This is a genomic window from Agromyces intestinalis (assembly GCF_008365295.1).
In the GTDB taxonomy this organism is placed as follows: domain Bacteria; phylum Actinomycetota; class Actinomycetes; order Actinomycetales; family Microbacteriaceae; genus Agromyces; species Agromyces intestinalis.
The window spans coordinates 3073062-3098943 of the sequence record NZ_CP043505.1 but is presented as its reverse complement, the minus strand read 5'-3'; the positions used below and the strand labels follow the sequence as shown (position 1 = coordinate 3098943).

The following is a 25882-nucleotide window of genomic DNA, read 5'->3' as shown; positions in this document are numbered from 1 at the left end:
GCACGCGCGTTCGGCTTGCAAACGATTACATGGCGGGTGCGCCCGCCGAGCAGCCGGGAAAAGCTCGACACGACCCGCTCGCCCTTCGCGACGATCACGGCGTCGCTCCCCGAGGCGGACCGACACCGTCGGCGCCGGCCGCTGCGGCGAGTACGGCCATGGCGGCGCCGGCGCCGGGCGGGGCCGTCTCGAGGGTGGAGGCCGGGGCATCCGTGGGCCCGAACCGCCGCACGTACTCGACCCAGTCGGCGAGCACTCGCAACTGCTCCGCGCCGTCGGCGAGGCCCGCCGCCCGGCGGCGCTCGAGCGGGTCGAGGACGCGGGGAGCGAGCTTGAAGGTGCCGTCGCGGCCGATCTGCTCGAGCGAGTGCCGGATGCGGGGGTTCGCGAAGCGAAGCCTGAGCGCCGACGCGGCCGAGTCGAGGTCGGCGGCCGGCAGGTCGATGACCGCGCGTTGCTCCTCCCACAGCCGCTCGACGCGGTCGCGCAGCGCCGGGTCGGCGAACGCGGCATCCACCGTCTCGTGCCCGCGCAGCCGGCCCGCGTACGCGAGCAGCGAGTGCGCGGCGTTCAGGAGCCAGAGCTTGCGCTGCTCGAACGGCTCGAGGTCGTCGACGAACCGGGCGCCGGCGAGCTCCCACCCGGGTCGGCCGGCGGGGAACCGACCCGCCAGCACCCACTCGCTGAACGGCTCGGCGACGACCGGCATCGCGTCGTGCCATCCGGTGAGCGCGTGGACGGCACGGCGGTCGGCGTCGGTGGTCGCCGGGGTGATGCGGTCGACGACGGTGTCGACGAACGAGACCTGCTCGCGGATCCAGTCGGCGCCCTCGGGGTCGGCGGCGGTCGCGGCCTCGAGCACGGCCGCTCGCAGCAGGCGCCCGTTGCCGCGCAGGTTGTCGCACGCGACCACCGCGAGCGGCCCCGCCCCGGCCCGCCGTCGGGCGGCGAGACCGGCCGCGATGCGGGCCGGCGCCGCGCCGCGGTATCCGGCCTCGGTGATGGTGACCGTGAGCACCGCGACCTCGGGGGCGGCCAGCACCGCCTGCCACGTCACCGCGTCGCCGCCGTCGTGCGCGGCCACGATCGATTCGACGAGCGTCGCGCGGTCGCCGTCGGCATCGCGCTCGAGCAGGGTGTACACGCCGCCCTGCGCGGCGAGCGCGGTCGCGGTGTCGGGTCGGCGACCGGTGAAGGTCGCGATGCCCCAGTCCTCGCCCTCGGCCGCCGCGTTCGCCCGGTGCGTGTACCAGGCCTGGTGGGCGCGGTGGAAGGCGCCGAGCCCGAGGTGCGCGAGCCTCGTGGACGGGTGGGTCGTGCGCTCAGGCGGCACGGCGGTCGTGCACGAGACCGACGACGTCGCGCAAGTAGGCGAGGTTGTCGCGCGTGCGTTCGGCGAGCGGCAGCTCGGTCGAGAAGTCCTCGATCGCGACCCATCCGTCGTATCCGAACTCGGCGAGCGCCGTGAAGTAGCCGAGCACGTCGCCCTGGCCGGTGCGCAGCGGCGCCCACTCCTCGCGCCACACGACGGATCCGTCGGCGCGCCGGTCGCCGGTCGGGCGCCACGCGGCGTTCTTCACGTGCACGTGAGCGAGGTACTCGCCGAGCAGCTGGAACGACGAGAGCGGGTCCTCCTGGCCCTCGATCACGAGGTTGCCGAGGTCGTGGATGACGCCCACGGCCGCCGGGTCGAGGCCGTCGACAAGCCGGAACGCCGCCGACGCCGACGCCGTGATGGTGCGGTGGTGCAGCTCGACGAGCGCCTTCACGCCGTGGAATGCGGCCCGCTCGGCGACCCACTCGAGGTCGTCGCGGGTGCGCGCGAACAGCTCGCGGTATTCGCCGCTGCCCGTCGCCGGCATCGTGACGCGCACCTGGCGCGCGCCGAGCGCGGCCGTCGCGGCGAGCATCCGCTCGACGCCGTCGTGGTCGGCGGCCTTCGCGTACCCGCCGACGCCGCTGAAGTCCAGGCCGGCGGCGCGGGTGAGCTGCGCGATCACGGGCACGGATGCCTCGAGCCCGGTCATCGGCACGGTCGCGCGGTTGCCCGCCCAGAACCCGGGCGGGTCGGCGGGCTCCTGGTCGGTCACGCGCCACTCGACGCCGTCCCAGCCCTGGTCGGCGAGGATGCGCACGGCCTCCTCGGGCGTCCAGTCGGGGGTGGATGCGGTGAAGACCGAGAATCTCACGCTGCGGCTCCTCTGTGCTGATCGTCGGCGGGCTCGCCGGGAATGGGCGCTGCCGCGATGGGTTCGTCGTCGTAGGCGCCCGCGAGCACGTCCTCGACGAGCACCGACCGGCCGAGCCGGGCCGAGAGGTAGACCGCGCGCACCACGGCGAGCGCGAGCACCGCGTCTGCGACGGTGACGCCCGGCCGCTCGCCGTCGCGGATGCTCGACACGAGGTCGGCGTACTGACGGGCATGGCCGATCACGAAGGCGTCGGCGGGCTTGGCCGCGCCGGCCACCTCGCCGGCCGGCACCCACTCGGCCGCCTGGTTGCGCGCGGCGGCGCCGTCGGCGACGTCCGTGTCCTCCCGGGCGTGGAGGTACTCGAGCTGGTCGTCGTGGATCACGGCCGAGCCGAGCGAGCCGAGCACGTGGAGCCGCACGCCGGTGCCCGGGTAGGCCGCGGTCGTCGCGTGCAGCACCGCGAGGGCGCCCGACTCGAAGCGCACGGTCGCGACCGCGACGTCCTCGACCTCGATGCGCTCGTGGGCGAGCCTGGCGGTCTGCGCCGAGACCTCGACCGGGCGGCCGAGGAACCAGAGCAGCAGGTCGACGGTGTGCACGCCCTGGTTCATGAGCGCGCCGCCGCCGTCGAGCTCCCAGGTGCCGCGCCATTGTCCGGAGTCGTAGTACGCCTGGCTGCGCCACCAGGCGACCGAGGCGATCGCGCTCGTGACGCGTCCGAGTCCGCCGGCGTGCAGGGCCCGGGCGACCGCGACCGAGGCCGGGTCGAATCGGTGCTGGCTGATGACCGAGACCAGGCGGCCGTCGCGCGCGGCATCGGCGGCGAGTCGCTCGATGCGCCTGGCCCGCGCGAGGTCGACATCGAGCGGCTTCTCGATGACGACGTGCGCACCGGCCTCGACCGCCGCGGCGGCCTGCTCGACGTGCATGCCGCTCGGCGTGCAGATCACCACGAGGTCGGGGCGAGCCTGCTCGAGCGCGTCGGCGAGATCGGGGAAGACCTCGGGGCGTGGGGCGCCGAGGTCGTCGACGACGGCGTCGGCGAGTCGTTCGGCCGCCTCGGCGACCGGATCGACGAGCACGGCGACGTCGACGCCGTCGACCCTCGCGATCGCCCTCGCGTGGTTGAGCCCGATGATTCCGCAGCCGACGATGGCTGCGCGCAGTGTCGTGGTCATCGCTGTGCTGGTCATGTCAGGCCGACCCCGATCCTCTCCGTGAGTGCGCGGAACGCGCGTGCGGCGCGGCCGAACCCGGCCGGGCCGGAAAAGCCGCTCGAGTGCCCGGCGACGACCAGGTGCGGCTCGAGCGACGCGAAGCCCTCGTACCCGTCGTCGCGGAGCGCGGTGACCGTCTCGAGGAGCTCGCCGTCGCCGTCGCCGGCGGGAACGACCTCGCCGGTCGCCGCGACGGCGTCCTTGACCTGCAGGTAGGCGAGGTGCGGACGCAGCAGCGCATACCCGTCGGTGTACGGGCGCACGCCGACCTGCACGAAGTTCGCGTTGTCCCATGCGACCCGCAGCCGCTCGGATCCGACCGACTCGACGACGTCGCGCACCCGCTCGGGCACGTCGCCGTAGATGTCCTTCTCGTTCTCGTGCACGAGCGTGACGCCCTGGCGCTCGGCGAGCCGGGCGAGTGCCGACATGCGCTGGAGCACGTCGTCGCGCACGTCGGCGGGCGTGCGCCCCTCGGCCCGGTAGAACGAGAAGACGCGGATGTACGGGGCATCCAGACGATGCGCGGCCGCGATCGCCCGGCCGAGCCGCTCGAGCTCGTGCTCGACCGGCAGTTCGACCGCGGCCTTGCCCACCGGCGAGGCGATCGCCGAGACCGACATGCCGCGCCCGGCCACGAGGCCCGCGAGCTCGTCGAGGCGCTCGGGCGCGAGGTCGACGATGTTGACGCCCCAGGCGCTGCGCACCTCGATGCACTCGGCGCCCACCGCCTGCAGCACGGCCAGCTGCACGGCGGGATCGGGATCGATCTCGTCGCCGAAGCCGGTCAGGCGCCACGTCGTCGCTGGCCGATCGCTCAACTGTGCTCTCCATCGAGGTGGTCGGGCGGCGCCGTTCGGGCGCCGCGGTGCTGCGACTGTATGACGTCGACAACCTGACTGCAATCGTTTGCCATTTGTTGCCATCCTGTGCTTCACTCTGCGCATGACCCCGCTGGAGGGCGCCGGAACGGACCGGCCGGCCACGCTCGCCGACATCGCGGCTGCTGCCGGCGTCGCCGTCTCCACCGTCTCGCGGGCGCTCAACCATCCGGGTCGCGTGAACCGGGTCACGCGCGAGCGCATCGAGCAGGTCGCGGCCGAGCTCGACTACGTCGCGAACGGCAACGCGCGAGCACTCTCGTCGGGCCGCACGCGCGCCATCGCCGTGCTCATCGCCGACGTCGCGAACCCCTTCTACTTCGGCGTGCTGCGCGGCACCCAGCAGCAGTCGCGCGCTGCGGGCTACACGCAGATCCTGGTCGACACCGAGGAGAGCGGCGAGCTCGAAGACGAGGTGCTGCGGCGCCTCCGGCGCAGCTACGACGGCGCCGTGCTCGCCGCGTCGCGCCTCTCGGATCGACGACTCGCGTCCCTCGCCGAGGAGATCCCGATCGTCGCGCTCAACCGGCAGACCGCCGGGGTGCCGAGCGTCTTCATCGACAGCCCCAGCGGCGTCGAGCAGGCGCTCGAGCACCTCGTGTCGCTCGGGCACCGTCGCATCGCGTACGTTTCGGGCCCGCGCACCTCGTTCTCGAACGCGGGCCGCTGGCGGGCGATGCGCCGCGCGGGTGCCAGGCACGGCATCGATCCGATCCTGGTGGGGCCGTTCTCGTCGCGCCAGACCGCCGGCGCGGCGGCAGCCGATGCCGTGCTGAACTCCGGCGTGACGGCGTGCGTCGCGTTCAACGACCTGCTCGCCATCGGCATGCTCACGCGCCTGCACGAACGCGGGGTGCACGTGCCGGGCGACCTCTCGATCGTCGGCTGCGACGACATCTTCGGGGCCGACTTCTGCAACCCGCCGCTGACCACGCTGACGGCACCGGTCGAGCAGGCCGGCCGCGCCGCCGTGGCGATGCTGCTCGCTCGCATCGAGGACCCGCGTCGGGCGCCCGGGAGCACCACGCTTCCCACCCACCTGACCGTGCGGGCGTCGACCGGCCCGGCACCCGCCCCCGGCCCCGTGCCGCGACCGAGGAGCGAGCGATGACCTCGCTGCATCCCCACCCCGACCGCCTGCTGCCGGCCGACCCGGCCGCACGAGCCGTCGCCCGCCGCCTGTACGACGAGGTCGCGTCGGCGCCGATCCTCTCGCCGCACGGGCACGTCGACGCGCGCATGCTGCTCGACGACGAACCCTTCGACGACGCGGCGAGTCTGCTCGTCACCCCCGACCACTACGTCACCCGGCTGCTGCACGCCCACGGCGTGGCGCTCGACCGGCTCGGGCTGCGCCGCGACGGCGCCCCGGCCGACCCGCGCGAGGTGTGGCGCACGTTCTGCGCGCACTGGGACGCGTTCCTCGCGACGCCCGTGCGGTTCTGGCTCGAGACGCAGCTGCACGACCTGTTCGAGGTCGACGTGCAGCCGTCGACCTCGACGGCCGACGCGATTTTCGACCAGCTCGCCGATCGACTGGCGCGGCCCGCCTACCGCCCGAGGGCGCTGTTCGAGCGATTCGGCATCGAAGTGCTCGCGACCACCGACGACCCGGCCGACGACCTCTCGGCGCACCGCGCGCTCGCGGCCGACCCGTCGTTCCGCGGGCGGGTCGTGCCGACGTTCCGCCCCGACCGGTACCTCGACCCGGCGGCGCCCGGCTGGGCGAACGGGCTCGATCGGCTCGCGGCATCCGCCGATGTCGACGCCGGCACGTACGCCGGCCTGCTCGACGCGCTGCGCGCCCGCCGGGCCGCGTTCGCCGCGGCGGGCGGCACCGCGACCGACACGGGCGTGCCCGACGCCGGTTGCGAGCCGCTCGACGCGGCCGACGCGGAGCGCATCCACCGCGAGGGACTCGCCGGGACCGTGAGCGCCGCCGACGCGGTCGCGTACCGGCGCGACCTGCTGTTCCGGCTCGCCGAGATGAGCGCCGACGACGGCCTCGTGATGCAGCTGCACGCCGGCGTGATCCGCAACCACCACGGGCCGACCCTCGCCTCCTACGGGCCCGACACGGGCCACGACCTGCCCGACGTCGGCGGATACACGCGGCCGCTGCGGCCGATCCTCGAGCGGTTCGGCACCTCCGAGACCTTCCGCATCGTCCTGTTCACGACCGACGAGTCGCTGTTCAGCCGCGAGATCGGCCCGCTCGCCGGGTTCTACCCGAGCGTGTTCGCGGGCGCTCCGTGGTGGTTCCTCGACTCCCCCGCCGCAATCGCGCGCTACCGCTCGGCCGTGACCGACAGCGCGGGCGTCGGCAAGACGAGCGGGTTCATCGACGACACGCGGGCGTTCTGCTCGATCCCCGCCAGGCACGACATGTCGAGGCGCGCGGATGCCGCGTGGCTGGCCCAGCTCGTCACGACGCACCAGCTCAGCGAGGACGAGGCGGCCGGCATCGCCCGCCGGCTCGTCGACGAGATCCCCCGCTCGGCCTTCCGGCTCGGCTGAACCCGACGCGACGCAGGGGCGGTCCGCGCCGCTCAGCGCCGCCGCGGCTCGATCCGCAACGGGCTGCGCCACCGCCGCAGGTCGAACACGACCCGCAGATCGCGCGACCGTGCGAGCCCGAACCCGATCACCAGCGCCGCGATCGCGGGCACGGCGCCCGCGACCACGAAGCCGGTCTGCGGGCCGAACCGCTCGCAGATCCAGCCGATCAGCACGCCGCCCACGGCCTGCCCGCCGAGCAGCACCATGAGATAGAACGACATCACCCGCCCGCGGATGGCGAGGTTGGTCGACAGCTGTGTCATCGCCTCGGCGCCGGTCGCGAACAGCAGCCGCGCGACGCCGAGGCCCACGAGGGCGGCGAGGAACGCGCCGTACCAGGGCGCGAGGCCCGCGAACGCGGTGACGAGCCCGTACACGACCGCGGCGGCCACGAGCCCCCGGAGCCGCACGGTTCGGCGCCTGGCCGAGGCGAGCGCCCCCGCGAAGGCGCCGAGCGCGGCGAGCGAGCTGTACAGCCCGTAGCCCGCGGCGCCCGTCGCGTAGCGGTCGTCGGCGGCCGCGGCGAGCAGCACCGGCAGGTTCATGCCGAACACCGAGACGAACGCGAGCAGCACGATCGGCCAGCGGATGGTGGGCTTCGACGCCGCGTACCGGATCGCCTCGCGGATCTGGCCGCGCGCCCTGACGGCCCGCGGCGCGGGCCGGAGCTCGCCGCGGCGCATCACGAGCAGTGCCGACACGGCGACGGCCGCGGTGCACGCGTTGACCGCGATCGACCATCCCGAGCCGATCACGACGATCATGGCGCCGCTGACGGCCGGGCCGACCAGCCCGCCGAGGTGGAACACGCCGGCGTTCAGGCTGATCGCGTTGCGCAGCCGGCCCGGCCCGACCATCTCGGTGATGAAGGCGGCTCGACTCGGCGCGTCGATCGCGATCGAGGTGCCGAGCACGCCCGCCGCGACGAGCACCTGCCAGGTCTGCACCGTGCCGGTCAGCACGAGCGTCGCGAGCACCGCGTTCACGACCACGCCGACCGATTGCGTCACGATGAGCACGCGGCGCCTCGGGAACCGGTCGGAGACGACCCCGGCCCAGGCTCCGAACAGCAGGCTCGGCGCGAACTGCAGGCTCACGGTGAGCCCGACGAGGGCGACGTCGCCCGTGAGCTCGAGCACGAGCCAGTCGATCGCGACCCGTTGCATCCAGCCGCCGGTGTTCGCGAAGACCTGCGCGATGAAGTAGAGCCGGTAGTTGAACACGCGCAGGGCCGCGAACGTGTCGCGCAGCCGGATCGGATCGCCGACCACGGGGATGGGCTCGGTCGCACCGGGTGGCGCGTCGCCGGGCGCGGTCATCGCGATCCTCCAAATGTGTCGAATTTCACACTAGTGTGATCTTCAACACAGATTCAACGCTCGACGGTCGAGGAGGACCGATGCGCATCACCGGCTTCGAGGTGTTCCCGTTCGCCAATCCCACGCCCGAGATCGGCGGCCCGGTCTGGATGTTCGTGCGGCTCGACACCGACGCCGGCATCTCGGGGTACGGCGAGATCTTCACCTCGTCGTTGTACTCGCCGCCGCTCACGGTCGCGCGGGTGATCGCCGACTTCGTCGAGGAGTTCGCGATCGGCGAGCACCCCGGCCGCACCGAGCGATTCGTGCACCGCGTCTACAACAGCCATTACACGCGCAGCGGCGACCTCGCGAAGTTCGCGATCGCGAGCGGCGTCGAGATCGCGATGTGGGACATCCTGGGCAAGGCGCTCGGATGCCCCGTGCACGAGCTGCTCGGCGGTCGGATGCGCGATGCGGTGCGCATGTACAGCTACATCTCACCGCCCGCGGGGCACGACTCCGACGCGTTCTGGACCGACGATGCCGCCATCGCCGCGCGCTGCGCCGAACTCGTCGACACCGGCTTCACCGCGCTGAAGCTCGACCCGTTCCCGCTCCTCACGAGCGACGACGACCTCGCCGGCCAGGTCGTGCCCGTGCAGCCGACCGAGCGGCAGCTGGCCGAAGCCGAGCGCATCGTCGCCGCCGTGCACGCCGGCGTGGCCGGGCGCGCCTCGGTCATCATCGGCACGCACGGGCAGTTCACCGCGTCGGGCGCCGTGCGCGTGGCCCGCCGGCTCGAGCGCTTCGACCCGCTCTGGTTCGAGGAGCCGGTGCCGCCCGAGCTGCCCGTCGAGATGGCCGAGGTCGCCCGACACACGGGCATCCCGATCGCGGCCGGCGAACGCCTCGCCGGCAAAGCCGGCTTCGCGGCGCTCGCGCGCCTGAACGCGGCGAACATCTTCAACCTCGACGTGACGCAGGTCGGGGGTCTGCTCGAATCGAAGAAGATCGCCGCGCTCGCCGAGGCGAATGGCATCCAGGTGACCCCGCACGTGTTCGGCGGACCGCTCGTCGCGGCCGCATCGCTGCAGCTCGCCCTCACGCTGCCGAACCTGCTCGTCATGGAGGGCAACGGCGTCTACGACGGCACCTACGCCGACCTGCTCGTCGACCCCATCGACTGGCGAGACGGCTCGCTGCATCCCTCCGACCGCCCCGGCATGGGTCATGATCTGAACGAGGACTACGCGCACGCACACGCGGTCGCCGACGAGTCGTTCCAGTACCGCCGCCCGCCGCGGTCGTACCGATGAGCTGCCGGCGAGCCAGAAGTGCGTTGTTTCGCACAATTGTTGTGATGGAACGCACATTCCAATAGGCTCGGATCAGGCGCGAGGTCGCGCATCGACGCAGCGGCCCGCCGACGAAACCCTCGATGGCGAAAGGTTCCCCGTGGTCCATCCAACCGTCTCCCTGCAGCTCTACAGCGTGCGCGACGCGCTCGAGGCCGACCCGGCCGGCACGATCGACCGGGTCGCCGCGCTCGGATTCACCGCGGTCGAGTCGGGCTTCAAGGCGCTCACGGCGCATCCCGAGCTCGTCGACGCGATCCATCGCAACGCGCTCGCGACGCCGACCATGACCTCGCCCCTCTTCCGGGTCGCCGACCGCGAGCCCGTCTGGGCGCTCGCGAAGCGGCTCGGCGCGCACACGGTCGTCGAGACCTTCATTCCCGAAGCGCACTGGACGAGCGCCGACGACGTCGACGCCATCGCGGCCGAGCTCAACGCGTCGGCGTCCGAGGCATCCGCCCATGACCTTCGCGTCGGCTACCACAACCACTGGTGGGAGCTCGAGACGCGCTTCGACGGCGTGCAGGCCATGGAGCTGCTGATCGACCGGCTCGACCCCGCCGTGATCCTCGAGATCGACGCGTACTGGGTCGCCGTCGGCGGCGAGGACGCGGTCGCGTTCGTGGCCCGCCACGCCGACCGCATCCGCTACCTGCACCTGAAAGACGGTCCGATCGACCGCGAGAACGCGCACCAGCGACCGGCCGGCACCGGCGCGATGCCGCTGCGCGAGCTCATCGCCGCCGCCACCTCGCTCGAGGGCGTCGTCGTCGAGTTCGACGCCTACGACGGCGACGTGTTCGCCGCATGCGAGCAGAGCCGGGTGCACCTCACCTCGCTCGTCGAGGCGATCGAGGTGCGCGCGTGAGCGGGCGCGTCGGCGTCGGCGTGATCGGCGCGGGCACGATCAGCAACCAGTACCTGCGCAACATGACGGCGTTCCCCGACCTCGACGTCGTCATCGTCGGCGACCTCTTCGAGGACAAGGCCGCCGAACAGGCCGCCGCCTACGGCGTGCCCGAGTCGGGCGCGCCCGACTCGGTGCTGAACCACCCCGATGTCGACCTCGTCGTCAACCTGACCATCCCGCAGGCGCACGCCGAAGTGTCGTCGGCCGCGCTCGCGGCGGGCAAGCACGTGTTCAGCGAGAAGCCGTTCGCGACCTCCCGCGAGGCGGGCCGAGCGCTGCTCGAGCAGGCGGACGCCGCGGGGCTGCGCATCGGCGGCGCCCCCGACACATTCCTCGGCGCCGGCCTGCAGACCGCCCGTCGCATCATCGAACGCGGCGACATCGGCACCCCGCTCACCGGACTCACCCTGTTCGAGGTGCCGGGCCCGGTCGACGACCACCGCAACCTGGAGGTGCTGCTCTCCCGCGGTGCGGGGCCGCTCTGGGACATGGGGCCCTACTACCTGACCGCGCTCAGCCAGGTGTTCGGGTCGTTCGCCTCGGTCGTCGCGTCGGCCCGCACCGCGCGCCCGCAGCGCACGCTGCTCGTGGGCCCGAAGGCGGGGCAGGTGCACGACGTGCAGGTTCCGACGCACGTGAGCGTCCTCGCGGACTTCGCCGGAGGCGCCGAGTCGGTGACCACGCTGAGCTGGGACTCGCCGCACCGCCGCGTCGGCCACGTCGAGATCGTGGGCACCGAGGCGACACTGGTCATTCCCGACCCCAACGAGTTCGACGGCACGCTGCGCATCAAGCGCAAGGGCGACGACGACTGGACCGACGTGCCGGCGACCGGCGCCGTGGGCGGCCGCGGCCTCGGGCCGCTCGACATCGCCCGCTCGATCGCGGCGGGCGTGCCGCACCGCGCATCGGGCCTGCTCGCCTATCACGTGCTCGACGTCATGGCCTCGGTGTCGGAGTCCCTCGAGCGTCGCGCGTGGGTGGATGTCGCGAGCGAGGTTCCCCCGACTCCCGCGATCCCCGAGGACTGGGACCCGTACGCCGCGACGCTGTAACGCGGAGAGCGCGTCGTCGTCGCCGGCGTGCTGCCGGTCGGGTCGTCGTCGAGCACCACGAGCACCCGGCCGCGCGCGGCACGGAGCTCGCGCACCGTGCCGGTCATGACGGCCGCACCGGTCACGGCGACCTCGCCGATCACGAACCCAGTTCGTGCGCCCGCTCGGCGAGCTGGCCGACGCCGAGCCGTGGACTCACGAGCACCGGCATCCCGGTCTCCTGCTCGATGCGCTCGGCGAGCCGCGACATCGACGCCTGGGCGAGCACGAGCAGTTCCACCTCGTCGGCGAGCGCGCGCGCCGCGGTGACGACGAGCTCGTCGTGGCGTGCGCGGTCGCCGGCCACGAGGATGTCGAAGGCGCCCTCGGCGAGGCGAGGCGTCGTCGTCACCTCGCGCCCGAGCTCGGCCGCGTGCTTCGCGATGAGGTCGGACGTCGGGCCGAGCGTCGTCGGCACCGTCGCGAGCACGCCGATGCGCGACGCCCGAGCGGCGGCTTCGTGCGCCATCGCGTCGTCGACCTTCACGACCGGCACGCTCACCCGCTGGGCGGCGACGTCGAGCGCGGGCCCGAGCGACGAGCAGGCCGAGAAGATGAGGTCGGCACCGGCCGCCTCGGCGGCCTCGGCGAGGTGCACCATGCGCTCGGTGCTCTCGTCGGAGATGCCGTCGTCGCGGATCACCGTCGCGAGCACGTCGGAGTCGACGAAGTGCACCACCTCGGCATCGGGCACGAGCTCCTGCATGAGCTCATCGAACAACGGGTCGGTCTTCACGAACACGAAGCTCGTGTGCAGCACCGCGATCTTGGTCATGGGGTTCCTCTCGGTCGGCTGGATCGACGCCGCTCAGCGCGCGCCGCGGGTGTTGACGTACAGGGCGTAGACCGAGTTGGTCGCGGTCATGAACAGGCGGTTGAGGCTGCGGCCGCCGAACGCGAGGTTCGCGCACCGCTCGGGCAGGTCGATCGCGCCGATGAGGGTGCCGTCGGGTGCGAATACCCGCACGCCGTCGAGCCCCTCGCCGCCGCTCCAGCCGCACCACAGGTTGCCGTCCTCGTCGAGGCGCAGACCGTCGGGGATGCCGTCGCCGGCATCGACGAACACCCGCTGACCCGACAGACGCCCGGCCTCGAGGTCGACGTCGAACGCGACGATGCGGCGCCGCGGCTGCGACCTCGACTCGACGACGTAGAGGGTGCGTTCGTCGGGCGAGAACGCGAGCCCGTTGGGGTACGCGAGGTCGGCGACGGCGTCGAGCGACCCGTCGGGGGCGACGCGGTAGAGGTGCGTCGGCAGCTCGGACTCGGCCCGGAACCCCTCGTAGTCGCCCAGGATCCCGAACGCCGGGTCGCTGAACCAGACCGCGCCGTCGCTCGACACGACGACGTCGTTGGGCGAGTTCAGCCGGTGCCCGTCGTAGCCGTCGGCGAGCACGGTGCGGGTGCCGTCGTACTCGGTCCGCGTGACCCGGCGGGTGCCGTGCTCGCAGGTCACGAGCCGCCCGGCGGTGTCGCGGGTGTTGCCGTTCGAGTAGTCCGACGGCGTGCGGAACACGGTCGTCTCGCCGGTGGCCTCGTCCCAGCGAAGGATCCGGTCGCCCGGCACATCGCTCCAGAAGAGGCTCCGCTGGTCGCCGAACCACACCGGGCCCTCGGCCCAGCGGCAGCCCGTGGCGATGCGCTCGACCTTCGCGAGCCCGAGCACGTAGGGGCGGAACCGCTCGTCGACCACGCGCACGGCGGGGTCGGGAAGTCGCCGGGCCGGGCGCCAGTCGTCGCTCATGGGGTGCTCCTCGATCGGTCGGAGTGCGGCGTGAACTCGAGCGGCGTGAACTCGAGCGCCGCGAACAACGCATCGACGCCGAGCTGTACGATCGACGTGTCGCTCGCGACGCCGGCGAACGCGATGCCCTGCCGCATCCGTTCGCGGGCCTCGTCGAGCCGCAGGGTCAGGTACCCGGCCGGCATGCCGAGCTCGGCGAGCCGGGCGAACGCGCCGTCGACGGCGGCCTGCACGTCGGGATGGCCCGCGTCGCCCGGGTGCCCCATCGAGGCCGCGAGGTCGCTCGGGCCGATGAACACGGCGTCGACGCCCGGCACCGCGGCGATCGCGTCGAGGTTCGCCAGCCCCTCGGCGGTCTCGAGCTGCACGATGACGCACAGCTCGGCCGCCGCGGCCCGCAGGTAGCCGCGGTCGCGGCCGTAGCCGGCCGCGCGGGTGATGCCCGAGACGCCGCGGATGCCCTCAGGCGGATACCTCGTGGATGCCACGGCGAGCGCCGCGGCATCCGCCGTGCCGATCGAGGGGAACAGCAGCGTGCGCGCGCCGATGTCGAGCAGCCGCTTGACGAGCACCGGGTCGTTCCATGTCGGCCGCACGATGGCCTCGGCGTGCGCGGCGTCGAGCACCCGCAGCCGGTCGAGCACGCCGGCCGGATCGGTCGGCGCGTGCTCGGTGTCGATCACGATCCAGTCGAACCCGCGTGCGGCGAGCAGCTCGACGAGCGAAGCGTCGGCCATGGTCGCGAAGATGCCGACCTGCCGCTCGCCGGCCAGCAGCCGTCGCTTGAACTCGTTGACGGGCGGGTTCACCGCATCCCCCTCACAGCGGCCCCCTCACAGCGGCAGCGGCTTCAGGCTCGTGAGGCCGCCGTCGATCGCGAGCACGCTGCCCACGATCGAGGTGGCGTCCGCGTCCGACAGGTAGAGCACCCCGCGCGCGACCTCCTCGGGGCGCACCATGACACCGGTGGGCTGGCGCTCATCGTAGGCGCGACGCTGTGCGCCCGGGTCGGGAGCCGCCTCGATGAGCGCGCCGATGAGGGGTGTGTCCACGGTGCCGGGTGCCACGCAGTTCACGCGGATGCCCTCGTCGACGAGGTCGGCGGCCATCGCGCGCGACATCGCCTCGACGGCGCCCTTCGTGCCGGCGTAGAGCACCCGCCGCTTGAGCCCGGTGCGCACGGTGCACGACCCCATGAGCGTGATGCTCGCGGCCTCCGACCGGCGTAACCACGGCAGCGCGGCGCGCGTGACGCGCACCATTCCCAGCACGTTGACGTCGTACACCCGTGTCCAGTCGGCGAGCTCGCCGTCGGTCACGGTCGCCGGGTAGCTCACGCCCGCGTTGCTCACGAGCACGTCGATGCGGCCGTGGCGCGCGCCGAAGGCGGCAACGGATGCCTCGATGCCGGCGTCGTCCGTGACATCCGCCTCGATCGGCTCGGCGCCGGCGGGCACGTCGGCGACGTCGCGGTCGAGCGCGCCGACGATAGCCCCGGTCTCGAGGAATGCCGTCGCGATCGCCCGGCCGATGCCCGCGCCCGCCCCCGTGACGAGCACGACCCGGCCGGCGTTGCGCAGCACCATCGCTCCCCCGTCGCTCATGCGCGCGCCTGCAGCGCCTCGATGATGCGGATCGGCTCGATGGCATCGCGCGGGTCGACGGGCATCGCCCCGCCGGTCTCGAGCGCGGCGGCGACGCCGCGGTAGAACTCGCGGTACCCGCCGCGCTCGGTCGGCACGGGCGAGGTCTCACCGTCGCGTCCCAGGCGGCCGTCGGCGTCGGGCGGCGTCACGCCGTAGCCGTCGTCGAGCGGGCTCATGCCGCCGGCGAGCTGCGCCTCCTGCGGGTCGAGCCCCCACTTCGTGTAGGCCGAGTCGCTGCCGAGCACCCGGAACCGGAACCCGCGCTGCGCGACGAGGCTCGCCATCGCGAGGTGGCTGCGCACACCGGAGGCGTGGGTGAGCGCGATGAAGGCGTCGTCGTCGTTCACGCCGCCGTCGCGGCGCACGTCGAGCTCGCCGTAGACGTCGGCGACGGGACCGAACAGCCGGATCGCCTGGTCGATCAGGTGCGAGCCGAGGTCGTAGGCGACCCCGCCGCCCTCGGCGCCCGGGGTGCCCGACTTCCATTCGGGCCGCGGCCGCGAACTGATCCACTCGAAGCGCGATTCGAAGCGCCACACGTCGCCGAGCTCGCCCGTCTCGACGAGCCGGCGCACGGTGAGGAAGTCGCCGTCCCAGCGCCGGTTCTGGAACACGGTCAGCGGCACGCCGCGCGACTCGGCCGTGGACACCAGCTGCTCGGCGTCGTCGGCGCGCACCGCGAGCGGCTTGTCGACGACGGTCGCGAAACCGGCCTCGATGAAGCGCGTGGCGAGCTCGAGGTGCCTGGGCGTGGGGGCCGCGACGACCACGAGGTCGAGGTCGTCGCGCGACAGCAGCTCCGAGGCATCCGGAACGATCTCGGCGCCCGGATGCCTGCGTGAGGCGTCCGCCGCCCGCTCGGGATCGCTCGTGACGATCGCCGCGAGCTCGAGCGCCGGCTCGGCCGCGATCAGCGGGCCGTGGAAGACGCGGCCGGCGAGCCCGAACCCGATGAGTCCCACCCGGCGAGCCATCAGTGCACCGCCTCGACGGCATCGGCCGGCGAACGATCGAGCGCGATGCGCGCGCCGATCTCCCCGCCGACGGGAATGCCCCGCGGCCCGGTCCAGGCCGCGATGATGCGCTGGCAGTCGACGATGTCGGCCCGCCCGCCCGCGAGGCCGCTGCGCGGCTCGGCGCCGTCGCGCACCATCGCCGCGAACGCCTCGAGCTGCGTCTCGAACGCCTCGGTGACGCTGCGGCGGATCACCCGGCGCTCGGCGCCGTCGTCGAGGGTCGAGACCGTCAGCTCGGTGGGCGCGTGCAGCAGGTAGGGCGAGGGGAAGACCAGCTCGAGCACGCCCGCGCCGTGGATGACGCGCACCGTCTCGCGGTACGCCGGGAAGTCGGGCAGGTAGTGCCACGCCAGCCGGAACCGCCCGCCGTTCTCAAGGATCCCCGACGCCGCGACCTGCGGCGGCACCTCGCCCATCGAGCGCCGGTCGCGCGAGATGTCGCGCACCTGCGAAGCCGATGACTGCCGCCACACGTCGGCGTACTCGACGGCCGCGGGGATCGTGCCGAGGCTGCGCATCACCGAGAGGTCGTGCGCGAGGCTGCCGACCAGGGGCACGCGGTAGGTGCGCCACACGTCGAGGTCGGCCTCGCCCACCGCGATGCGACGCAGGCGGTCGTCCTCGGCCTCCTGCGCGGCCACGACCTCGGCCGGCGGCGGCGATGAGGGGGTGACGATGCGGGCGATCGCGAGCTGGGGTGCGCTCGGCGGATGCAGCACGGTCACCTCGACGCTGCGCACGTCGTCGAGCTGCGCCACCAGCTCGGATGCCGCGATGACCGCCGGGTCGTACTGCTTCATGTAGCCCAGCAGGATCGCGGGCCGCCCCGCCGGCTCGGCCGCGAGCAGCTCGTCGACCTCGGCGACGGTGTAGGCGAGCGGCTTCTCGCAGAACACCGGCAGCCCGGCCCGCCAGGCCTGCAGCACGGGCTCGGCGTGCGAGCCGCGCGAGAGGATCATGACCGCGTCGAGGCCCCCGGCAGCGAGCATGTCCTCGTAGGCGGTGAACCGGCGCGCCGAGGCGATGCCGAACCGGTCGCCCATCGCGTTGACGAGTTCGGCCGAGAGGTCGCAGATCGCCGCGATCTCGAAGAGATCGGGCCGCCGCGCGAGCAGCGGCAGGTGCACGGCCTGCGCGACCGCGCCGACGCCGAGCACGCCCACACGCAGGCGGTCGCCGCTCATCGGTCGGCCTCGCTCTCGAGGCCGAACGGCATGCGCAGCACCGACTTGATGTGCTCGCCGCGCTGCATGGCGCCGAACGCCGTCTCCCACTCCTCGACGGGGTAGGCGCCGCCGATGATCGATTCGGGGTGCAGGCGCCCCGCGGCGAAGAGACGCAGCACGGCCTCCCACGTCGACCAGGTGTGCGAGTAGCAGCCGTAGAGCGTCGCGGCCTTCTTGACGAGCGGGTCGAGCGTGAAGCCGAGCGGCTGCGGGCCCCAGCCGACCTTGGCGATCTCGCCGCCGGGGCGCACGAGTTGCATGCTCTGCTGCAGCGCGGCGCTCACCCCGGTCGCGTCGACGACGACGTCGGCCCCCAGGCCGTCGTGCAGGCGGCCGATGAGCTCGGCCGGGTCCTCGCTCGTGATGTCGACGACGTGGTCGGCGCCGAGCTCGCTCGCCCGAGCGAGGCGGTGCGCGTCGACCGAGGTGCCGAGCACCACGGTCGTGCCCGCTCCTGCGAGCACCGCCAGCTGCAGCGCGTTGATGCCGATCGCGCCGGCGCCCTGGATCACGACGAGCGCGCCGGGCTTGACGCCGACCCGCTCGATGAGCGCGTTGTACGCCACGGCGTAGGGCTCGGTCATCGCGGCGGCGGCGAAGCTCACGCCGTCGGGGATGCGGTGCAGCACCCGGGGCTCGGCGACGACGTATTCGGCCATCGCCCCGTCGCGCTTGAGCCCGTAGCCCTCGCGGAACGGGCAGAGGTTGTATCGGCCGGCGCGGCAAAGCGCGCACACGCCGCAGATGCTCGCGGCGGTCTCGCACACGACGCGGTCGCCGACGACCCAGCCCTCGACATCGGGGCCGACCGCGGCGATGACGCCGGCCGACTCGTGACCGAGCGTGACCGGCAGGATGCCGACCGAGCTCTTCGACTGGGAGTCGTGCCACATGTGGATGTCGGATCCGCACACCCCGACGGTGTGCACGCGCACGAGCACCTCGCCCGGCCCCGCCTCGGGAGCGGCGACGTCGCGCACCTCGAGCGCGCCGTCCTCGTTCGCGTACTTGACCAGTGCCCTCACCTGGGGTCCTTCCACTCTGAAGAAAGTCGTGCTGCACGATGCACTGCCGCACCTGCGGCGCCCGCACCAAGGAAGTTACATTCTAATCAAAGTTTGTCACTTTGCGCTCATTCTTGTAGCGTGAGGTCAGCCGCTCACCGACGAGGAGGAACCGTGCGCATCGCAGCATTTCCGAAGGGGTACCTCGAGGCTATGGTGCTGCGGCGCACGAAGTCCGTCTACGAGTGGATCGACGAGGCACGGGCGCTCGGCGTCGACGGCCTCGAACTGCACTCGGGCTTCCTCTGGTCGACCGAGCCCGGCGAGATCGCGCGCCTCGACGATGCGATCCGCGCCGCGGGCTTCGAGATGCCGATGATGTGCGCCTCGCCCGACTTCACCCATCCCGACGCGGACGAGCGCGCTCGCGAGCACGACCGGCAAGCCGAGCTCATGCGCATCACCGCCGAGCTCGGCGGCCCGGGTGCCACCTGCCGTGTGCTGAGCGGGCAGGCCCACCCCGGCGTCGCGGTCGACGACGGCGTCGCGTGGGCGGTCGAGGCGATCACGTCGCTCCTGCCGCTCGCCGCCGAGCTCGGCATCCTGCTCGCCATCGAGAACCACTACAAGGCCAGCACCTGGCAGTACCCCGAGTTCGCGCAGCGGCCTGAGGTGTTCCGCCGCATCGTCGACGCCATCGACGACCGGGTGCACTTCGGCGTGCAGTTCGACCCGTCGAACGCGATCACGGCCGGCGTCGACTCCGCCGACTTCCTCGCGAGCGTGGTCGACCGGGTCGTCACGATGCAGGCGTCCGACCGATTCCTCGAGGCCGGTACGACGCTCGACGATCTGCGCCTGGCCGACGGCACCATCGGCTACTCCCCCGCGCTCGCACACGGGGTCATCGGGCAGGGCCTCAACGACTACGACCGCATCTTCACCACGCTCACGGGCGCCGGCTACGACGGCTGGATCTCGATCGAGGACGGCGTCAACGGCTTCGACGAGCTCGCGGCCTCGGCCGAATTCCTCATCGAGGCGCGCGACCGCTGGTTCGGCGGCTCGCACGACGTGCGGGTCGCCTCGCTCGAGGCAGCTCGGGCGGCAGCGGCCGGATGACCCGGGCCTGGGACATCCGCATCACCGACGCTCCACCCCAGACGAAGGGAACCATCCGCATGGCACGCCGCATCCGGGGCCTGCAGCGATCCGACCTCGAGTTCGGCATCGTGCAGGTCTCGCTCGACCTGAAGAACCTCGACGACGCGCTGCGCATGGCCGCGATCGCGATGGAGGCCGGAGCCGACTGGCTCGAGATCGGCACGCCGCTCGCGATGGCCGAGGGCGCGCACGCGGTGCGGAGGCTCCGCGCCGAGTACCCCGACACGCCGCTCGTCGCCGACCTGAAGATCATGGACGGCGGGTACGGCGAGGCGCGCATGTACGCCGAGGCCGGCGCCGACGCCGTCGTCGTGATGTCGCGCGCCCACGACGCGACGATCCAGCGGGTGTGCGAGGCGGGCGCCGACTTCGACGTGCTCGTCATGGGCGACGACATCGCCGCACCGGATCGGGTCGCCGAGGCGCGCCGGCTCGAGGCGCTCGGCGTCGGCATGGTGCTGCACCACATCGGGCACGACCACCGGGGCATGCACCCCGAGCTGCGGCTCTCACCGCTCACCGACCTGCCCGCCATCGTCGCGGCCACGACCGTGCCGGTGCAGGCGGTCGGCGGCCTCAGCATCGACCAGGCGGTCAGCTGCCCGACGATCGGCGCGGGCGTCGTCGTGTTCGGGGCGCCGCTCGCGATCAGCGACGAGGTCGGCTTCACGATCAACGAGGGCGACATGCCGAAGATCCTCGCCGACGCGATCGCGCGCGTGCACGAGACGCCGGTGGCACGATGACGGCGGTGGCCTCGTGAGCTTCGTCCGACTCCACCACTCGGCGTTCGCCCACCCGGTCGGCGCCGAAGACGCCGCGCGCGCGTTCTACGTCGGCGTGCTGGGTCTGGTCGAGGTGCCCAAGCCCGAGACCATGGACCGCAGCCGCGGCGCCTGGTTCCGCTCCGAGCCCGATGCGGTCGGCGGGTCGTCGGGCATCGAGATCCACGCCATCCCCGATCCCGAGTTCGCACCGAACGCCGAGAGCCACCCCGCGATCCTCGTCGACGACCTCGACGCGCTCGCGGCGCGGTTCGCCGAGCACGGCATCGCGGTCGAGCCCGACGACCGGTTCCCCGGCCACCGCCGATTCCACGCCCGCGATCCGTTCGGCAACCGACTCGAGTTCCTGGAGGCACTGCGATGAAGCGCCCCGTCACCCTCTTCACCGCCCAGTGGGCGGATCTGCCCTTCGAGGAGGTCGTGCGGCTGGCCGCCGACTGGGGCTTCGACGGCCTCGAAATCGCCTGCAAGACCCAGCACCTCGATGTCGACCGCGCGCTCGACGACGACGCGTACCTGCAGGGCCGCCTCGACCTGCTCGAGCGGCACGGCCTGAAGGTGTGGGCGCTGTCGAACCACGCGCAGGGCCAGGTGGTGTGCGACGACCCGCTCGACTTCCGTCACGAGGCGATCGTGGGCCCGCGCACCTGGGGCGACGGCGACCCCGAGGGCGTGCGGGCGCGGGCGTCCGAGCAGCTGAAGAAGACCGCACGGCTCGCCCGGCGCATGGGCGTCGACGTGGTGACCGGCTTCACCGGCTCGAAGATCTGGCGCTACATCGCGATGTACCCGCCCGTGCCGCAGACCGTCATCGACGACGGCTATGAGGACTTCGCCCGCCGCTGGAACCCGATCATGGACGTGTTCGACGCCGAGGGCGTGCGCTTCGCGCTCGAGGTGCATCCGTCCGAGATCGCGTACGACTCCTACACCACCCGGCGCGCGCTCGACGCGATCGACCACCGCGAGGCGTTCGGCCTCAACTGGGACCCGAGCCACATGCTCTGGCAGGACATCGACCCCGCGAACTTCATCGTCGACTTCGCCGATCGCATCTACCACGTCGACTGCAAGGACACCCGCATCCGGGCGCGCGACGGGCGGGTCGGGCGACTCGGCTCGCACCTGCCCTGGGACAGCCCCCGGCGCGGCTGGACCTTCGTGTCAGCCGGCCACGGCGACGTGCCCTTCGAAGACGCGTTCCGCGCGCTCGACGCGATCGGCTACGACGGCCCGATCTCGATCGAGTGGGAGGACGCCGGGATGAGCCGCTACGAGGGCGCGCCCGCCGCGCTCGCGCACGTGCGATCGCTGCTGTGGGATCGCCCGCAGGCCGCCTTCGACTCGGTCTTCGCGCAGCACGACGAGTAGGCCGAGGGCCTTCGGCCGAGCGGAGTCCGTGAGCCTTACGGCTTCAGCACCACGAGCTTCTCGCGCACCAGCTCGTGGATCGCATACCGCACGCCCTCGGTGCCCTGCCCCGAGCCCTTCACGCCGCCGTACGGCATGTGGTCGGCGCGGTACGACGGCGGCAGGTTGACGAGCACGCTGCCCGCCTCGGCCCGCTCGGCGAACGCCATCGCCTCGCCGAGGTTCGACGTGTGGATCGCGGTGTTGAGCGCATAGTCGGAGTCGTTGACCGCGGCGATCGCCGCGTCGAGGTCGTCGACCACGATGACGCTCGCGACGGGGCCGAACGCCTCTTCGCAGACGATCGGATCGCTCGCGGGCACGTCGGCCAGCAGCGTCGGCTGCAGCACGCCGCCCTCGAGCGACCCGCCGGCGAGCACGCGGCCGCCGGCCGCGACCGACGCGGCGATCGTCGCGGCGAGCCGCTCGGCGGCGGAGTCGGTGATGAGCGGCCCGACCACGGTCGACTCCTCGCGGGGGTCGCCGATCGGCGTCGCGCCGAAGCGCTCGGCGAGCGCCGCGGTGAAGCGCGCGGCGATGCCGGGCGTCACGTAGATGCGCTGCAGCGACACGCACGCCTGGCCCGAGTTCGCGAGCGCCGCGGTCGCCGCATCGGCGGCGGCCCGGTCGACGTCGGCGCTGTCGGTCACCACGAGCGCGGTGTTCGAGCCGAGTTCGAGCACGTGCAGCTTCTCGGGCGAGCGGCGCTTGAGGTCCCAGCCGACGGCGCTCGACCCGGTGAAGGTGACGACCGCGACCCGTGGATCGGCGAGCCACGGTTCGACGACCCGCGCCGGCGCGCCCGTGACGAGGTTGAGCCGTCCCGCTGGAAGCCCTGCCGCCTCGAACGCCTCGGCCAACAGGCCGGCGACGACGACCGCTTTGTCCGACGGCTTCAGCACCACGGAGCATCCGGCCGCGATCGCCGGCGCCACCTTGTGCAGCACCAGGTTGAGCGGGAAATTGAACGGCGTGATCGCCGCGACGACACCCCGCGGCTCGGGAACGGTGAACGCCATGGTGCCGGCGCCCGACGCGATCGCGTCGAGGCGCACGGTCTCGCCCGGCAGCCGCTTGGCCTCTTCGGCGGCCCAGGTCAGCGTCTCGACGCCGCGCCCGACCTCGCCGCGGGCGGCGGTGATCGGCTTGCCCGTCTCGGCCGTGATGGCCTGGGCGAACTCCTCGGCGCGCGCGGCGATCTCCGCCGCGGCCGCCGCGAGCACGCGCGACCGGTCGGGGATCGGGAACGCTGTCAGCAGCGCCCGAGCGGCCGCATCGACGGCCGCGGTCGCGAGCGAGGGATCGCCCTCGGAGACGATCGCGATCGGCTCGCCCGTCCAGCGGTCGCGCACCTCGCGGGTGCCCTGCCCGTCGACCCAGTCACCGTCGATGAAGAGGGACTGACGGCGAAGCGGATGCCCCGCTCCATCCACCTGCGCCGCGGCATCCGATCGCACCTGCGGCTCAGCGCTCACGACGCGACTCCCGCGACATCCGCATCGACCACGGCATCGGCGTCGGCATCCGTGCCGAGGTAGCGGTCGGCGAGCCCGCCGACCGCGGCGACGACCGCGGAGGTGAACTGCTCGGTGGAGGCGGTGCCGCCCAGGTCGCGCGTGCGCACGCCCTCGGCGAGCACGTGCTCGAACGCGGCGGTGAGGTGGGCGGCGGCGGGGCGGTGGCCGAGCGCGTCGAGCATCATCGCGCCGCTCCAGATCTGGCCGATCGGGTTCGCGATGCCCTGCCCCGCGATGTCGGGCGCCGACCCGTGCACGGGCTCGAACATCGACGGGTGCCGTCGCTCGGGGTTCAGGTTCGCGCTCGGGGCCGAGCCGATCGACCCGGTCACCGCGCCCGCGAGGTCGGAGAGGATGTCGCCGAAGAGGTTCGACGCGACGATCACGTCGTAGCGCTCGGGATGCAGCACGAGCGAGGCCGCGAGCGCGTCGATGAGCTCGCTGCGCAGCTCGACCGACGGGTAGTCCGTCAGCGTGTCGCGCACGACCTCATCCCAGAACGGCATGGTGTGCACGATGCCGTTGCTCTTGGTCGCCGAGGTGAGCCTGCCGCCACGCGAGACCGCCAGTTCGGCGGCGAAGCGCGCGGCCCGCGCGACGCCCTTGCGCGTGAACACGTTCTCTTGGAAGGCCGCCTCCTCGGGCAGTCCGCGGTAGGCGCGCCCGCCGATCTCGGAGTACTCGCCCTCGTTGTTCTCGCGCACGATCATGAGGTCGATCACCTCGTCGGTGCGCACCCGATTGGTGACGCCGGGCAGTGTCTTCACGGGCCGCAGGTTGATGTACTGCTCGAACGCGCGGCGGATCGGGATGAGCAGCCCCCACAGCGTCTCGACATCGGGGATGTCGGGCACGCCGACGGCGCCGAGGAAGATCGCGTCGTGCTGGGCGAGCACCTCGAGGCCGTCGACGGGCAGCATCCGGCCGTGTCGCCGGTAGAACTCGGAGCCCCAGTCGAGGTGGTGCCAGTCGAGACGCAGTCCATGCACCTCGGCGACCGCATCGACGGCCCGGATGCCGGCCGGCAGCACCTCGAGGCCGATGCCGTCGCCGGCGACGACCGCGATGCGCGTCCCGCTCACGAGACCGCCTCGACGGATTCGTTCACGGGCACGACCTCGACCTGCACGCCCTGCTGGCGCAACATGTGCTGCTGCGCCTCGCTGATGCCGTCGTCGACGATGAGCCGGTCGACGACGTCCCAGTCGCAGATGCGCACCATCGCGTGCGCATCGAACTTGGTCGAGTCGGCGAGCAGTACGACGCGTTCGGAGACATCGATGAGCGCACGCTTGGTGATGGCGTCGAAGCCGTTCGCGCAGAACGCACCGCGATCGCTCATGCCGCTCGCTGCGAGGAAGAGCGTCTGGATCTGGATGTTCTCGATGCCGGCGAGCGTCGCGGGCCCGTCGAACGACAACGACTCGGGATGCAGCGTGCCGCCGAGGCAGCTCACCTCGACGCCCGGGTTGCCGACGAGGCTCGCGAGGGCGGGGAACGAGTTGGTGATGACCTTGATGTCGCGGTCGGCCGGAAGCAGTTGCGCGAACTGGTTCGCCGTCGTGCCTGCGTCGATCGCGACGACCGAGTGCGGCTCGACCATGCCCACCGCCGCCGAGGCGATCGCGTGCTTCGCGGCGGCGTGCGCGATGTCGCGGAACCGGTAGTCGCTGCCTGTGAGGTCCTGCTTGCTGAGCGAGCCGACGCCACCGCGGAACCCGCGCACCAGCTCCTGCTCGACGAGCTTCTGCGCGTCGCGACGGATCGTCATCTCCGACACCGAGAAGGCCTTCGACAGCTCGGCGATCGTGCAGTACCCCTGCTCGGCGATGTACTGCAGCAGGCGCTCGCGGCGCTCGGGCGCCGACGTATAGCGGAACCGCTCTTCGTTCACGGCGTTCCCCTCTCTCCGCTGTCCGGTGTACCACCAGCCGGGCGGTTGCCGGTGCCGTCGGCGCCGCGCGCCTCGGACACGATGCGCCCGAGTTCGTCGAGCCGCGCGGTCGAGCGCGTGCGCAGGGCGGCCGACGGGTCGAGTTCGGCGACGGTGTCGCTCCAGATCGCGCGACCGGCGAGGAATCCGCTCGCCCCGCCCGCGACCGATTCGCGCAGAGCGTCGGCGAAGTCGTCCTGCGCGACCCCGTTCGACAGCACGACCCACGGCACGGGCACAGCGGCGGTGAGCCGTTCGGCGTGCTCGCGGACGAGCGATACGTCACCCGGCACGTAGCCGGGGACTTCGGCCTTGTAGATCGTGGTGCCGGAGCCGCCGAGCTCCGCCGCGGCGGCGAGGATCGCCTCGTGTCGCTCGGCATGGTCGGTCCAGTAGTCGCCATCGGACGGGCGCACGATGCCCTCGACGAGGCTCACGACGCCGGACTGCTCGGCGAGTTCGAGGAAGGATGCCACGAGCTCGGCCCGCTCGTCGGCCGAGTCGCGCTCGCGCCAGATGACGAGCAGCTTCAGCGCGTCGGCGCCGACCTGCTCCACGAACTCCGGCGTGACCTCGCGATCGAGCTCGGTGCCCGAGACGGGCAGCCCGGGAGGCTGGATGAGCACATCGACGGCCAGGATCAGCGCGGTGTCGTCGGCGAGTTCGGCCGGGCGCCGGTCGTCGAGCGCGTAGAGGCGGTCGAGCAGTACGGCCGACGCCTTCGGTGAGAGCACGTCGAGCGCGTCGCGCTTGAACCGGCGCAGCGTCTCGTCGTCGACCTCGCGGCCGTGCACGAGCGGGAACATCCGGCGCAGCGATTCGCGCTGGTCGAGCGCGAGCATCGCGAAGCCGCCGTCGGCGAGTGCGAGCCCGGGTGCGGGCGACGCCGGAACGGTGTCGTGCGAGGTCATGGTCGTGGTTCCCCTTT

At 72.6% G+C, this 25882-nt stretch carries 25 protein-coding genes; 9 read left to right on the top strand and 16 right to left on the bottom strand.

The features are described 5' to 3' along the window. Window positions 1–94 precede the first annotated feature (94 nt). The 4 genes from FLP10_RS14105 to FLP10_RS14090 are packed head-to-tail and all read right to left on the bottom strand — an operon-like array spanning window position 95 to window position 4230. Window positions 95–1333 (bottom strand): mannitol dehydrogenase family protein, encoded by a 1239-nt coding sequence (locus tag FLP10_RS14105; RefSeq protein ID WP_149161448.1) that lies wholly within the window; start codon window positions 1331–1333, stop codon window positions 95–97. Further along, window positions 1323–2189 (bottom strand): sugar phosphate isomerase/epimerase family protein, encoded by an 867-nt coding sequence (locus FLP10_RS14100; protein ID WP_149161447.1) that lies wholly within the window; start codon window positions 2187–2189, stop codon window positions 1323–1325. Before FLP10_RS14100 ends, FLP10_RS14105 begins: the two co-directional genes overlap by 11 nt. Beyond that, window positions 2186–3370 carry a Gfo/Idh/MocA family protein gene (locus tag FLP10_RS14095; RefSeq protein WP_149161446.1) on the bottom strand — a complete coding sequence of 395 codons (1185 nt, stop codon included), beginning with the start codon at window positions 3368–3370 and terminating at the stop codon, window positions 2186–2188. The genes FLP10_RS14100 and FLP10_RS14095 overlap by 4 nt, the downstream gene beginning before the upstream one ends. Window positions 3371–3381: 11 nt before the next feature. Continuing rightward, the gene (locus tag FLP10_RS14090) at window positions 3382–4230 is read right to left on the bottom strand and encodes a sugar phosphate isomerase/epimerase family protein (RefSeq protein ID WP_246150033.1); all 849 of its coding nucleotides are present in this window, start codon (window positions 4228–4230) and stop codon (window positions 3382–3384) included. A gap of 124 nt (window positions 4231–4354) precedes the next feature. Here FLP10_RS14090 and FLP10_RS14085 point away from each other — a divergent pair, with 124 nt between their 5' ends. Both FLP10_RS14085 and uxaC read left to right on the top strand, forming a co-directional pair. Continuing rightward, window positions 4355–5401, top strand: a complete 1047-nt coding sequence (locus FLP10_RS14085) for a LacI family DNA-binding transcriptional regulator (protein ID WP_149161444.1) — start codon at window positions 4355–4357, stop codon at window positions 5399–5401. Further along, window positions 5398–6807, top strand: coding sequence for a glucuronate isomerase (gene uxaC / locus FLP10_RS14080; RefSeq protein ID WP_149161443.1), 1410 nt, complete (start codon window positions 5398–5400; stop codon window positions 6805–6807). Before FLP10_RS14085 ends, uxaC begins: the two co-directional genes overlap by 4 nt. A gap of 32 nt (window positions 6808–6839) precedes the next feature. Here uxaC and FLP10_RS14075 read toward each other — a convergent pair whose 3' ends face one another. After that, window positions 6840–8168, bottom strand: a complete 1329-nt coding sequence (locus tag FLP10_RS14075; protein ID WP_149161442.1) for an MFS transporter — start codon at window positions 8166–8168, stop codon at window positions 6840–6842. 80 nt (window positions 8169–8248) lie between these two features. Between FLP10_RS14075 and FLP10_RS14070 the strand changes: the two genes are divergently transcribed. The 3 genes from FLP10_RS14070 (at window position 8249) to FLP10_RS14060 (ending at window position 11470) form a co-directional block, all read left to right on the top strand. After that, entirely contained in the window at window positions 8249–9466 is a 1218-nt protein-coding gene (locus FLP10_RS14070) for a mandelate racemase/muconate lactonizing enzyme family protein (RefSeq protein ID WP_149161441.1), read from the top strand. Window positions 9467–9605: 139 nt separating this feature from the next. Beyond that, window positions 9606–10373: a sugar phosphate isomerase/epimerase family protein gene (locus tag FLP10_RS14065; protein ID WP_149161440.1), complete on the top strand. Its 768-nt coding sequence runs from the start codon at window positions 9606–9608 to the stop codon at window positions 10371–10373. Then, entirely contained in the window at window positions 10370–11470 is a 1101-nt protein-coding gene (locus FLP10_RS14060) for a Gfo/Idh/MocA family protein (protein ID WP_246150032.1), read from the top strand. Before FLP10_RS14065 ends, FLP10_RS14060 begins: the two co-directional genes overlap by 4 nt. Window positions 11471–11609: 139 nt before the next feature. Here the strand turns inward: FLP10_RS14060 and FLP10_RS14055 are convergent, their stop codons facing one another. The 7 genes from FLP10_RS14055 to FLP10_RS14025 are packed head-to-tail and all read right to left on the bottom strand — an operon-like array spanning window position 11610 to window position 18166. Then, window positions 11610–12284: an aspartate/glutamate racemase family protein gene (locus FLP10_RS14055; RefSeq protein WP_149161438.1), complete on the bottom strand. Its 675-nt coding sequence runs from the start codon at window positions 12282–12284 to the stop codon at window positions 11610–11612. Window positions 12285–12317: 33 nt separating this feature from the next. Beyond that, a complete protein-coding gene (locus FLP10_RS14050) occupies window positions 12318–13253 on the bottom strand; it encodes an SMP-30/gluconolactonase/LRE family protein (RefSeq protein ID WP_149161437.1) in 936 nt (311 codons plus the stop codon). Then, window positions 13250–14062, bottom strand: coding sequence for an HpcH/HpaI aldolase family protein (locus FLP10_RS14045; RefSeq protein ID WP_149161436.1), 813 nt, complete (start codon window positions 14060–14062; stop codon window positions 13250–13252). The genes FLP10_RS14050 and FLP10_RS14045 overlap by 4 nt, the downstream gene beginning before the upstream one ends. A gap of 24 nt (window positions 14063–14086) precedes the next feature. After that, window positions 14087–14857, bottom strand: a complete 771-nt coding sequence (locus tag FLP10_RS14040) for an SDR family NAD(P)-dependent oxidoreductase (protein WP_246150031.1) — start codon at window positions 14855–14857, stop codon at window positions 14087–14089. Then, window positions 14854–15873, bottom strand: coding sequence for a Gfo/Idh/MocA family oxidoreductase (locus FLP10_RS14035; protein WP_149161435.1), 1020 nt, complete (start codon window positions 15871–15873; stop codon window positions 14854–14856). The genes FLP10_RS14040 and FLP10_RS14035 overlap by 4 nt, the downstream gene beginning before the upstream one ends. After that, the gene (locus FLP10_RS14030; RefSeq protein WP_210418410.1) at window positions 15873–17099 is read right to left on the bottom strand and encodes a Gfo/Idh/MocA family protein; all 1227 of its coding nucleotides are present in this window, start codon (window positions 17097–17099) and stop codon (window positions 15873–15875) included. The genes FLP10_RS14035 and FLP10_RS14030 overlap by 1 nt, the downstream gene beginning before the upstream one ends. Then, complete coding sequence (locus FLP10_RS14025; protein ID WP_168209204.1) at window positions 17096–18166, bottom strand: zinc-dependent alcohol dehydrogenase; 1071 nt, start codon at window positions 18164–18166, stop codon at window positions 17096–17098. The genes FLP10_RS14030 and FLP10_RS14025 overlap by 4 nt, the downstream gene beginning before the upstream one ends. A gap of 153 nt (window positions 18167–18319) precedes the next feature. Between FLP10_RS14025 and FLP10_RS14020 the strand changes: the two genes are divergently transcribed. The 4 genes from FLP10_RS14020 to FLP10_RS14005 are packed head-to-tail and all read left to right on the top strand — an operon-like array spanning window position 18320 to window position 21465. Continuing rightward, window positions 18320–19267, top strand: a complete 948-nt coding sequence (locus tag FLP10_RS14020) for a sugar phosphate isomerase/epimerase family protein (RefSeq protein WP_210418409.1) — start codon at window positions 18320–18322, stop codon at window positions 19265–19267. A 59-nt stretch (window positions 19268–19326) separates the two neighbouring features. After that, entirely contained in the window at window positions 19327–20055 is a 729-nt protein-coding gene (locus tag FLP10_RS14015; RefSeq protein ID WP_149161433.1) for an orotidine 5'-phosphate decarboxylase / HUMPS family protein, read from the top strand. Window positions 20056–20068: 13 nt separating this feature from the next. Then, complete coding sequence (locus FLP10_RS14010; RefSeq protein WP_149161432.1) at window positions 20069–20458, top strand: VOC family protein; 390 nt, start codon at window positions 20069–20071, stop codon at window positions 20456–20458. Continuing rightward, window positions 20455–21465, top strand: a complete 1011-nt coding sequence (locus tag FLP10_RS14005; protein WP_149161431.1) for a sugar phosphate isomerase/epimerase family protein — start codon at window positions 20455–20457, stop codon at window positions 21463–21465. The genes FLP10_RS14010 and FLP10_RS14005 overlap by 4 nt, the downstream gene beginning before the upstream one ends. 35 nt (window positions 21466–21500) lie before the next feature. Here FLP10_RS14005 and FLP10_RS14000 read toward each other — a convergent pair whose 3' ends face one another. From FLP10_RS14000 to FLP10_RS13985, 4 genes are read right to left on the bottom strand one after another with little or no spacing between them, the layout of a single operon-like run. Then, window positions 21501–22979, bottom strand: a complete 1479-nt coding sequence (locus FLP10_RS14000; protein WP_149161430.1) for an aldehyde dehydrogenase family protein — start codon at window positions 22977–22979, stop codon at window positions 21501–21503. Beyond that, window positions 22976–24103 (bottom strand): tartrate dehydrogenase, encoded by a 1128-nt coding sequence (locus FLP10_RS13995; protein ID WP_149161429.1) that lies wholly within the window; start codon window positions 24101–24103, stop codon window positions 22976–22978. The genes FLP10_RS14000 and FLP10_RS13995 overlap by 4 nt, the downstream gene beginning before the upstream one ends. Continuing rightward, window positions 24100–24915, bottom strand: a complete 816-nt coding sequence (locus FLP10_RS13990) for a DeoR/GlpR family DNA-binding transcription regulator (RefSeq protein ID WP_168209203.1) — start codon at window positions 24913–24915, stop codon at window positions 24100–24102. Before FLP10_RS13990 ends, FLP10_RS13995 begins: the two co-directional genes overlap by 4 nt. Beyond that, complete coding sequence (locus tag FLP10_RS13985) at window positions 24912–25865, bottom strand: aldolase (RefSeq protein WP_149161427.1); 954 nt, start codon at window positions 25863–25865, stop codon at window positions 24912–24914. Before FLP10_RS13985 ends, FLP10_RS13990 begins: the two co-directional genes overlap by 4 nt. Window positions 25866–25882: the final 17 nt, after the last annotated feature.

Bases quoted from the DNA above. Each gene is read 5' to 3' on its own strand.
- FLP10_RS14095 (WP_149161446.1), bottom strand. From the start codon at position 3,370: ATGACCACGACACTGCGCGCAGCCATCGTCGGCTGCGGAATCATCGGG.
- FLP10_RS14085 (WP_149161444.1), top strand. From the start codon at position 4,355: ATGACCCCGCTGGAGGGCGCCGGAACGGACCGGCCGGCCACGCTCGCC.
- uxaC (WP_149161443.1), top strand. From the start codon at position 5,398: ATGACCTCGCTGCATCCCCACCCCGACCGCCTGCTGCCGGCCGACCCG.
- FLP10_RS14075 (WP_149161442.1), bottom strand. From the start codon at position 8,168: ATGACCGCGCCCGGCGACGCGCCACCCGGTGCGACCGAGCCCATCCCC.
- FLP10_RS14070 (WP_149161441.1), top strand. From the start codon at position 8,249: ATGCGCATCACCGGCTTCGAGGTGTTCCCGTTCGCCAATCCCACGCCC.
- FLP10_RS14055 (WP_149161438.1), bottom strand. From the start codon at position 12,284: ATGACCAAGATCGCGGTGCTGCACACGAGCTTCGTGTTCGTGAAGACC.
- FLP10_RS14050 (WP_149161437.1), bottom strand. From the start codon at position 13,253: ATGAGCGACGACTGGCGCCCGGCCCGGCGACTTCCCGACCCCGCCGTG.
- FLP10_RS14040 (WP_246150031.1), bottom strand. From the start codon at position 14,857: ATGAGCGACGGGGGAGCGATGGTGCTGCGCAACGCCGGCCGGGTCGTG.
- FLP10_RS14035 (WP_149161435.1), bottom strand. From the start codon at position 15,873: ATGGCTCGCCGGGTGGGACTCATCGGGTTCGGGCTCGCCGGCCGCGTC.
- FLP10_RS14030 (WP_210418410.1), bottom strand. From the start codon at position 17,099: ATGAGCGGCGACCGCCTGCGTGTGGGCGTGCTCGGCGTCGGCGCGGTC.
- FLP10_RS14015 (WP_149161433.1), top strand. From the start codon at position 19,327: ATGGCACGCCGCATCCGGGGCCTGCAGCGATCCGACCTCGAGTTCGGC.
- FLP10_RS14005 (WP_149161431.1), top strand. From the start codon at position 20,455: ATGAAGCGCCCCGTCACCCTCTTCACCGCCCAGTGGGCGGATCTGCCC.
- FLP10_RS13985 (WP_149161427.1), bottom strand. From the start codon at position 25,865: ATGACCTCGCACGACACCGTTCCGGCGTCGCCCGCACCCGGGCTCGCA.